The sequence below is a fragment of the Salinivirga sp. genome (assembly GCF_055145285.1).
This window is the reverse complement of sequence record NZ_JBSRDC010000009.1, coordinates 22,103-29,819: the sequence shown is the minus strand read 5'-3', so window position 1 is coordinate 29,819 and position 7,717 is coordinate 22,103. Positions and strand designations below refer to the sequence as shown.

The following is a 7,717-nucleotide window of genomic DNA, read 5'->3' as shown; positions in this document are numbered from 1 at the left end:
GAAATTTAATGGAATGTTGCTCCCTGGCATTTTGTAGTGACTTTTCAGGAACGCAGTGAACTGAAATTTTAAGTTAAACCCGAATTAATCAATAGGATGATTTTCAAATCAGAACTATTGATTTTATGAGGGTTAATCCCGATATAGAAAATGTTAGCAATTGCTAGAAGCAATTGGTTTACATTTACATAATAAAAAGATTCAATCTTTGCAGGTATTGGCGTTTTGAAAAAAAATCGGGCCATTTTCATCGTCGCAAATAAGATGGATTCCTATTGTAAAAATAAGAAGAAACCATTAAATTTGAAATATGGATTGGAATGCACATATTGAAACAAATGATAAGGTTTTGGCAGGAAAACCAGTGATTAAAGGTACACGGCTATCTGTTGAGCATATCATAGATTTATTAGCTTCCGGCTGGGATGAAAAGCAGGTGCTTGAGAATTATCCACGTTTGACAAAGGAGAACCTGCAAGCCATTTTTGCGTATATCCGTGAATGCTTGAAGGACGGTTTAATGTATAATGAACCTGTGAAATCTGTATAAATGAAACTGCTTGCAAACGAAAACTTCCCACTAACAAGTGTAAAAATACTTCGGAGAGCAGGATTTGACATCAAAGCAGTTGGTGTTGAATGTTCAGGAGTAATGGATGAAGAAGTAATCGACTTTGCAAACGAGGAAGAAAGAACTATATTGACTTTTGACAGCGATTACGGTGAGTTGATTTTTAAGCAAGGATTAAAACCTCAGAAAGGAGTAATATATCTCAGGTGGTATGATTTTCAACCAGGAGAACCAGGCGAATACCTTGTTGAATTATTTAATACCGAAAACATACAGTATTCAAGCATGTTGACAGTAATTAGTGAAAAAAACATAAGGCAACGAAAATATATTTAACTTCCGGCCGCACCACAATTATCTTTTGAGCTCCCTTTGCTCGGTTGCAACACCTAAGCAGGATAAAAATACAGGCATTTTTTCAGTAGAGCCTAAATAGCTGTAATACACGAAAATAAATTTTCAGTTTCGACTTTTAAAATGGAGGAACTCCTGTTTTTTTATTTTGATACGCTCCCTGGAAAAATTAAACAACCCCGATTAAACCTTCTAAAAATACACGTGTCATATTGATGATTAATGTGGAAACCAAAGCCCACACAAGAAAACGGGGCTAATTAATTTTTATTTTTATGACAAAAGAAAAGAAAAATAACATGATGAACGAAACGTTTATTGAGAACGTAAGTCCAACTGATTTTAACTCAACATTAGAAAGATTATCAAAGGAAATTGAGAAGAAATCATGGAAGATATCAAATCAATATGATTTACAAAAAACAATGGAAAAGCATGGCAAAGATGTCAAACCTGTAAAAGTCATTTCACTATGTCACCCGAATCATTCAAGTAGAATATTGGAAAAAGACGCTGAGCGTGTAGTATCATCAATGATGCCCTGCCGTGTTAGCGTTTACGAAAAAAATGATGGTAAGACGTATATTTCACGGATGAACTCATGGATGGTAGCTTCAAGTTTTGGCGGAATTGTTGAAGAAGTAATGACAAATTCTGCAAATGAAGTGGAAGAGATCGTAGATAAAACGTTACGTGTAGCCTGAAAATAAACGGCAATTGCCAGCTGGCGGAAAGCGCTTTTTCACTACGTTTAAACCCCTCAACTTAGGTCTTACCTGCAATTTATGCTATTTTTCGATGTATGCAGAATTGGATATGCTGAGGGTAAAAATGCTAAATTTACATTTTCTTTAAGTGGATTGATATCTATTATTTATGAGTAAAGAAACGGTAGTTGTTACTTGCGCTGTAATTTTTGACAAGGACAGGTTTTTTGTCGCACAGCGACCAATTAATAAAAAACACGGTGGTAAATGGGAATTTCCCGGAGGGAAGCTTAGAAAAGATGAAAGGTTGACGGATGGATTGAAACGGGAGCTGTGGGAGGAACTAAAGGTGAATGTGCAGGTTACAGTCCCAATGAAATGCATCACCATGGAGTACGACGACTTTATTATTGAGCTGCATCCGTTTGTGAGCAAATTTACTGATAGTTTACCTGTGGCTTTAGAGCACGAACAAATTGGATGGTTTACCGTTGAAGAGCTTGATCATATGGATTTTACAGGAGCTGACAGGCTGCTGATTGAGCGCATAAAAAAAGCCGGCGGGGCGCCGGCTATTGGGGAACAGCGATAAATTGGGGAAGGAAAATCTATTTTCTGTAAATAAATGATATTTTTTTACTAAAAAAACGTCCGTAAAGTTCAGGGTTTTCAACTTTCAATTTCTGCAAACAATCGTTCACATGTGCTGTGAATTTATTGTTGCCTGTTGTTCTTGTTACTTCTAATTTGCCACTGTTTGTTATTTTGAAAATAACTTCCAGTTCACAAACAGCTTCTTTCGGGCTGGTTTCAGGGTAGCTTACAACTTGTTTGATGGCTTTTTCCAAATCTGCACTTGTTTTTATTGCAGGTGGTGTACTAGCAGAAGCAAGGTTTAAGCTTAATGCTGCTGCGGCAAGGAAAAGGGCTGTGGTTTTAATTAAATTTTTCATGGGTTTGGGTTTAAAGGTTAATAACTATGGGTTTTAATTTTTAAGGGTTTCAGTTATGTGACGAACTTTTATTTAAACTGTTACAGTTGTGTAATTACTAAATATGTGCCACCGGGTATAACTTGCTGTATTGTAATTGTTTGTGTGGATATAATTTTTTATGCAAACGTTTGAAGTGTTCGTAAATGGACATTTGCACTCATTTACGAACGTATTTTTTTGATTTTGTAATGCTAACAAGCTAATTGAAAGGCTCTAAAACAACTTGTTGTATTACTCAATGGAGATATTATCGATTAATAATTTGAACTTTTGCTGCTTTTTGTTCCCGATTAAGAAACTTATTTCTTCCATTTGTTCTCCCGAATAGTTGGGGTATTCAAGTCGCTGCCCTCTGAAGGAAGCATACATTTCTGCAAAAGGTATTTCAACTTTTTGCCATTGATTGTTTGTTTCAAAATAGGCTATGTAGGAATGAGAGTCAGACCGGTTGTTTTTTACCCTGAATTGATATCTTTTGCCATCGCCTTTTATGTGCAATATAAATCGAGTATGTGCGGTGGCTTTTATTGTTGGGAACTGGTGTCTTATTGATGAAAAGCCGCCATTATTTTCGAGCGAGATGGTTCCTTCAAATACACCATTCCCCTGCTCGTCTATATATAAGCTGCCCTGAGATTGGCCGCCCATTACACCGTCGTTTATTCTATTCCATTTGCTTAAGTCAGCGTCTTTATCGAAATTAAAAATGGTTAATAATTGTGCCATAGTAGTTAATATGAGGATGGTTAATATTTGCATGGATTGTGGTTGTCTTTGAAGTCAAACATTTTTTCTTGTGAAAAGTTTTGCCAGCATTAAATAGAAAGCATGTTGGGTTTTTATGGTTTCAAAATTTTAAAGATGCAAACGCAGCATGTCCAACATCTTGTTTTCGATTTCTGCCAGCCTAAATTGATATTTTATTTCTTTGTAATTTCTTAAGCTCCTTATTTTCATATTAAATCATTATTTTTGCCGCATATGGAAAAGTATGATGTAATTGTTGTAGGGGCCGGAGCTGCGGGATTGTTGGCTGCTGGTAGTGCTGCTGAGAATGGCGCCAGGGTTCTGGTGTTGGAAAAGATGCGCAAAGCAGCCCGAAAATTGCTTATTACCGGTAAAGGTCGGTGTAATATAACCAATGACCAGCCGGCGAGTGAATTCATAAAGCATGTTTATCCCGATGGTCGCTTTTTGCGAAATGTCTTTAACCGGTTTTATAGTCAGGATGTATTGCAATTACTCGAGGCGCATGGCGTGGAAGCTGTTCTGGAACGGGGCGGACGTTATTATCCGAAGAGCCAGAAAGCATCAGATGTGGTTAATGCCCTTAAAAAGTGGGTTGATGGTCTTGGTGTGGAGGTGAAATTTGAACACCGTGTTGATGAAATATTGATGGAGGAGCGTACAATAAGTGGCGTGCATTGCCCACAGGGAGCGTTTTATGCTAATAAAGTAATAATAACCACCGGCGGCAAATCTTATCCGGCTACAGGTTCAACAGGTGATGGATATCGCCTTGCTGAAGCTGTGGGGCATATCATCGAAAAGACCAGGCCTGCATTGGTTCCATTGACTGTCGAAAGTAAGATTCCCGGCAAACTGGAGTCTTTGAACCTTAGAAATGTAAATGTGACTTTGTGGATTGACGGTAAAAAAGCATCAGAGGGGTTTGGCGAAATGACTTTCATTCCCCGCGGTCTCGATGGTCCTGTTATACTTACGCTGAGTAGGGTTGCGGTAGATGCATTAAATGAAAATAAACGGGTTTCGCTGACCATAGACCTCAAACCGGCGCTTGATGACAAAAAACTCGATAATCGTTTTTTGCGTGATTTGGATGCTAATGGAAAAAAGAAGTTTAAAAATGTTTTCTCAGATTGGCTTCCTGCGCAACTGGTACCTGTTTTTATGGAAGAGTTGAAGCTCGATGCCGAAAAGGAGTGTAGCCAGGTTTCAGCTGCGGAAAGAAAAGCTATACGAAAGTTGTTTAAAAACTGGACCTTTGAAATTACAGGTCATAGTCCATGGGAAGAAGCTATTGTAACAGCCGGAGGTGTTGCTGCCAAAGAGGTTTCGCCTAAAACAATGGAGTCTAAATTGGTTGCCGGGCTTTTTTTCGCAGGCGAAGTGCTGGATTTGGACGCTGAAACAGGTGGCTTCAATTTGCAGATTGCCTGGTCCACCGGGTGGGTGGCCGGAAAAGAGGCGGCAAAATAAAAGCCGTCCCGTTTGGGACAGCTTTCATTTTTGAATAAACGCCTTTAGCGTGAAATATGTTGTGGTTGCGCGATTGGTTATGATTTGAAAATTATCTTATCTCCATCAGCATCCACGGTAATTGGGCTTTCCTTGTTTATCTTGCCCTCTATGATTTGCTTCGAAAGCTCATTGAGCAGCAGTTTCTGAATATTACGCTTCACCGGACGTGCTCCAAATAGCGGATCGTAACTTAGTCGGGCCATTAAATCCACCGCTTTATCAGTTATCTGAATGTCGACATTGCTTTCTTGCAGGCGCTTTTGAACCAACTTAAACTGCAATTCTACAATTTCTGCGATTTGACTCTGAGTCAATGGTGTAAACATGATAATTTCGTCTACACGGTTCAGAAATTCCGGTCTGATGGTTTGACGCAAGCGTTCAAAAACCTGATTTTTTGTTTTGTCGAATACAGCATCATTAGATCCATCGGTCAGCGATTTATAGTTTTCCTGAATAAGGTCGGAACCAGTATTCGAGGTCATGATGATAATGGTGTTCTTGAAGTCAACTGTACGTCCTTTATTGTCTGTAAGTCGCCCATCGTCAAGCACCTGCAGGAGTATGTTGAATACATCCGGGTGTGCTTTTTCTACCTCGTCGAGCAATACTACGGAATATGGCTTCCTGCGCACCGCTTCGGTAAGTTGTCCACCTTCGTCGTAGCCCACGTATCCGGGAGGTGCTCCTACCAGGCGCGAAACTGAGTGCCGTTCCTGGTATTCAGACATGTCGATGCGGGTCATTTGGTTTTCGTCGTCGAACAGGTCTTCGGCCAGGGCGCGAGCCAGCTCGGTTTTACCTACTCCTGTAGTTCCCAAAAATATAAATGAGCCAATGGGTCTGTTCTGGTCCTGCAATCCTGCGCGGCTGCGTCTCACAGCATCGGCTACGGCAACAATGGCTTCCTCCTGACCCACTACGCGCCGGTGTAGCTTACTTTCCAGTTCCATTAACTTCTGGCGTTCTCCACTGAGCATTTTTGATACGGGTATGCCGGTCCACCGTGCAACTACATCGGCAATGTCTTCAGCTTCAACTTCCTCTTTAATCATTGGGTTTTCGCTCTGTACTTCAGCCAGTTTTTTGTGTATCTCGCTGATTCTCTCTTCCGTTTCTTTGATTTTACCGTATCTGATCTCGGCTACCTGTCCGTAATTGCCTTCACGTTCCGCTTTTTCTGCTTTAAACTTGTAGTCTTCAATGGCTTTTTTATTTTGCTGTAATGACTCTATAAGGTCTCTTTCCTGCTTCCATTTTGCTTTGCGTTCGTTTAGGGCTTCCCGCTTGTTGGCCAGTATTTCGTCGATTTCTTTCATGCGCTCTTTATTCTTCTCTCTTTTCATTGCTTCACGCTCAACCTCGAGTTGCATGATTTGTCTTTCGATATTATCGATTTCCTCCGGAACAGAATTAATCTCGATACGCAGGCGTGCTGCAGCTTCGTCTATAAGGTCAATGGCCTTATCCGGAAGAAACCGGTCAGAAATGTACCGTGTTGACAGGTCTACAGCCGCCACAACAGCATCATCTTTTATACGTACCTTGTGGTGTGTCTCGTAGCGTTCTCTAAGTCCGCGCAATATGGCAAGTGCACTGAGCCTGTCTGGTTCGTCTACCATTACTTTCTGGAAGCGGCGTTCGAGTGCTTTATCTTTCTCAAAAAATTTCTGAAATTCATTGAGTGTTGTGGCGCCAATAGCTCTGAGTTCTCCTCTTGCCAGCGCAGGCTTCAGTATGTTGGCAGCATCCATGGCACCTTCGCTTTTTCCTGCGCCTACCAGGGTGTGTATCTCGTCTATGAAAAGAATAATCTCACCGTCGGAACCGGTAACTTCTTTTACAACGCTTTTCAGCCTTTCCTCAAATTCTCCTTTGTATTTGGCTCCGGCGATGAGTGCTCCCATGTCGAGGGAGTATATTTGTTTGGTTTTGAGGTTTTCAGGTACATCGCCTTTCACTATGCGGTGGGCCAGTCCCTCTGCAATGGCGGTTTTACCAACACCCGGATCACCAATTAGTACCGGGTTGTTTTTGGTTCTTCTGGTTAGTACCTGTAAAATACGACGTATCTCGTCGTCGCGGCCAATAACCGGATCAAGTTTACCTTCTGAGGCCATCTTGTTGAGATTGTTCGCAAAACGGTCGAGTGCCTGATAGGTGTCTTCTGCCGTCTGACTTTTAATATTTTCTCCTTTGTGTAGTTCCTGTATGGCTTTCACCAAATCAGCTTCTTTCAGTCCGCTGTCTTTTAGCATTTGCCCTACCTGACCTTTTGAAGAGGCCATAGCAGCAATAATATGTTCCAGTGCCACATACTGATCTTTCAGTTTGTTGGCTATGGTTAGTGCATGATTGAGTGTTTGCTGACTATCGTTAGATAAATATGGCTGTGCCTCGTTTTCTACTTTTGGGTATGATTCTAATATACGGTCTGTAACCTGTTTAATTTGACTCAGGTTGGCTCCGCTTTTACCGGCAAGGAAACTGACCACCGATTCACCTTTGGTGAGAATAGCTCTGAATAAGTGCCCGTTCTCAACAGCTTGCTGACCGTTGGTGGTGGCAAGTGTTACAGCTTCCTGTATGGCTTCTTGTGCTTTTATTGTAAATTTATTGAAATCCATTGATTATCCTCCTTTAAAAGTTTGTTTATGAAGTGTCAAATCTTTTGCCATAAGGAAAAGCGAGTGCTATAGTGTCTTTTTGTCATGTGTTTTGCGTTTATTGCGACAATCTGTCTGTGTGCGTGTGTTTTACAGGGCGTAAATATGGCATAGTCCGTTTGAAAATTATTACAAATTACTTTTTGTTCAACTATTTTCGTA

General features: G+C 40.7%; 8 protein-coding genes. 5 read left to right on the top strand and 3 right to left on the bottom strand.

The features are described from left to right. Window positions 1–310 precede the first annotated feature (310 nt). The 4 genes from ACTB0Y_RS02210 to ACTB0Y_RS02195 all read left to right on the top strand — a co-directional run bounded on the left by ACTB0Y_RS02210 (window position 311) and on the right by ACTB0Y_RS02195 (window position 2,224). A complete protein-coding gene (locus ACTB0Y_RS02210) occupies window positions 311–550 on the top strand; it encodes a DUF433 domain-containing protein (RefSeq protein WP_463205156.1) in 240 nt (79 codons plus the stop codon). Further along, complete coding sequence (locus tag ACTB0Y_RS02205) at window positions 551–907, top strand: DUF5615 family PIN-like protein (protein WP_463205155.1); 357 nt, start codon at window positions 551–553, stop codon at window positions 905–907. Window positions 908–1,200: 293 nt separating this feature from the next. Then, window positions 1,201–1,629: a DUF302 domain-containing protein gene (locus tag ACTB0Y_RS02200; protein WP_463205154.1), complete on the top strand. Its 429-nt coding sequence runs from the start codon at window positions 1,201–1,203 to the stop codon at window positions 1,627–1,629. 172 nt (window positions 1,630–1,801) lie between these two features. Next, window positions 1,802–2,224 (top strand): (deoxy)nucleoside triphosphate pyrophosphohydrolase, encoded by a 423-nt coding sequence (locus ACTB0Y_RS02195; protein WP_463205153.1) that lies wholly within the window; start codon window positions 1,802–1,804, stop codon window positions 2,222–2,224. Window positions 2,225–2,240: 16 nt separating this feature from the next. Here the strand turns inward: ACTB0Y_RS02195 and ACTB0Y_RS02190 are convergent, their stop codons facing one another. Together ACTB0Y_RS02190 and ACTB0Y_RS02185 are read right to left on the bottom strand one after the other, a co-directional pair. Then, window positions 2,241–2,585 carry a hypothetical protein gene (locus tag ACTB0Y_RS02190; RefSeq protein ID WP_463205152.1) on the bottom strand — a complete coding sequence of 115 codons (345 nt, stop codon included), beginning with the start codon at window positions 2,583–2,585 and terminating at the stop codon, window positions 2,241–2,243. A gap of 273 nt (window positions 2,586–2,858) precedes the next feature. Continuing rightward, on the bottom strand, window positions 2,859–3,386 hold the full coding sequence (locus ACTB0Y_RS02185; protein ID WP_463205151.1) for a CIA30 family protein: 528 nt from the start codon (window positions 3,384–3,386) through the stop codon (window positions 2,859–2,861). A gap of 222 nt (window positions 3,387–3,608) precedes the next feature. Here ACTB0Y_RS02185 and ACTB0Y_RS02180 point away from each other — a divergent pair, with 222 nt between their 5' ends. Then, complete coding sequence (locus ACTB0Y_RS02180; protein WP_463205150.1) at window positions 3,609–4,847, top strand: BaiN/RdsA family NAD(P)/FAD-dependent oxidoreductase; 1,239 nt, start codon at window positions 3,609–3,611, stop codon at window positions 4,845–4,847. Between the two features lie 77 nt (window positions 4,848–4,924). On the opposite strand, the gene clpB is transcribed toward ACTB0Y_RS02180, so the two are convergent. Beyond that, entirely contained in the window at window positions 4,925–7,516 is a 2,592-nt protein-coding gene (gene clpB / locus ACTB0Y_RS02175; protein ID WP_463205149.1) for an ATP-dependent chaperone ClpB, read from the bottom strand. Window positions 7,517–7,717 lie beyond the last annotated feature (201 nt).

Coding starts and splice junctions, on each gene's coding strand:
- ACTB0Y_RS02210 (WP_463205156.1), top strand. CDS start 311: ATGGATTGGAATGCACATATTGAAACAAATGATAAGGTTTTGGCAGGA.
- ACTB0Y_RS02205 (WP_463205155.1), top strand. CDS start 551: ATGAAACTGCTTGCAAACGAAAACTTCCCACTAACAAGTGTAAAAATA.
- ACTB0Y_RS02200 (WP_463205154.1), top strand. CDS start 1,201: ATGACAAAAGAAAAGAAAAATAACATGATGAACGAAACGTTTATTGAG.
- ACTB0Y_RS02195 (WP_463205153.1), top strand. CDS start 1,802: ATGAGTAAAGAAACGGTAGTTGTTACTTGCGCTGTAATTTTTGACAAG.
- ACTB0Y_RS02190 (WP_463205152.1), bottom strand. CDS start 2,585: ATGAAAAATTTAATTAAAACCACAGCCCTTTTCCTTGCCGCAGCAGCA.
- ACTB0Y_RS02185 (WP_463205151.1), bottom strand. CDS start 3,386: ATGCAAATATTAACCATCCTCATATTAACTACTATGGCACAATTATTA.
- ACTB0Y_RS02180 (WP_463205150.1), top strand. CDS start 3,609: ATGGAAAAGTATGATGTAATTGTTGTAGGGGCCGGAGCTGCGGGATTG.
- clpB (WP_463205149.1), bottom strand. CDS start 7,516: ATGGATTTCAATAAATTTACAATAAAAGCACAAGAAGCCATACAGGAA.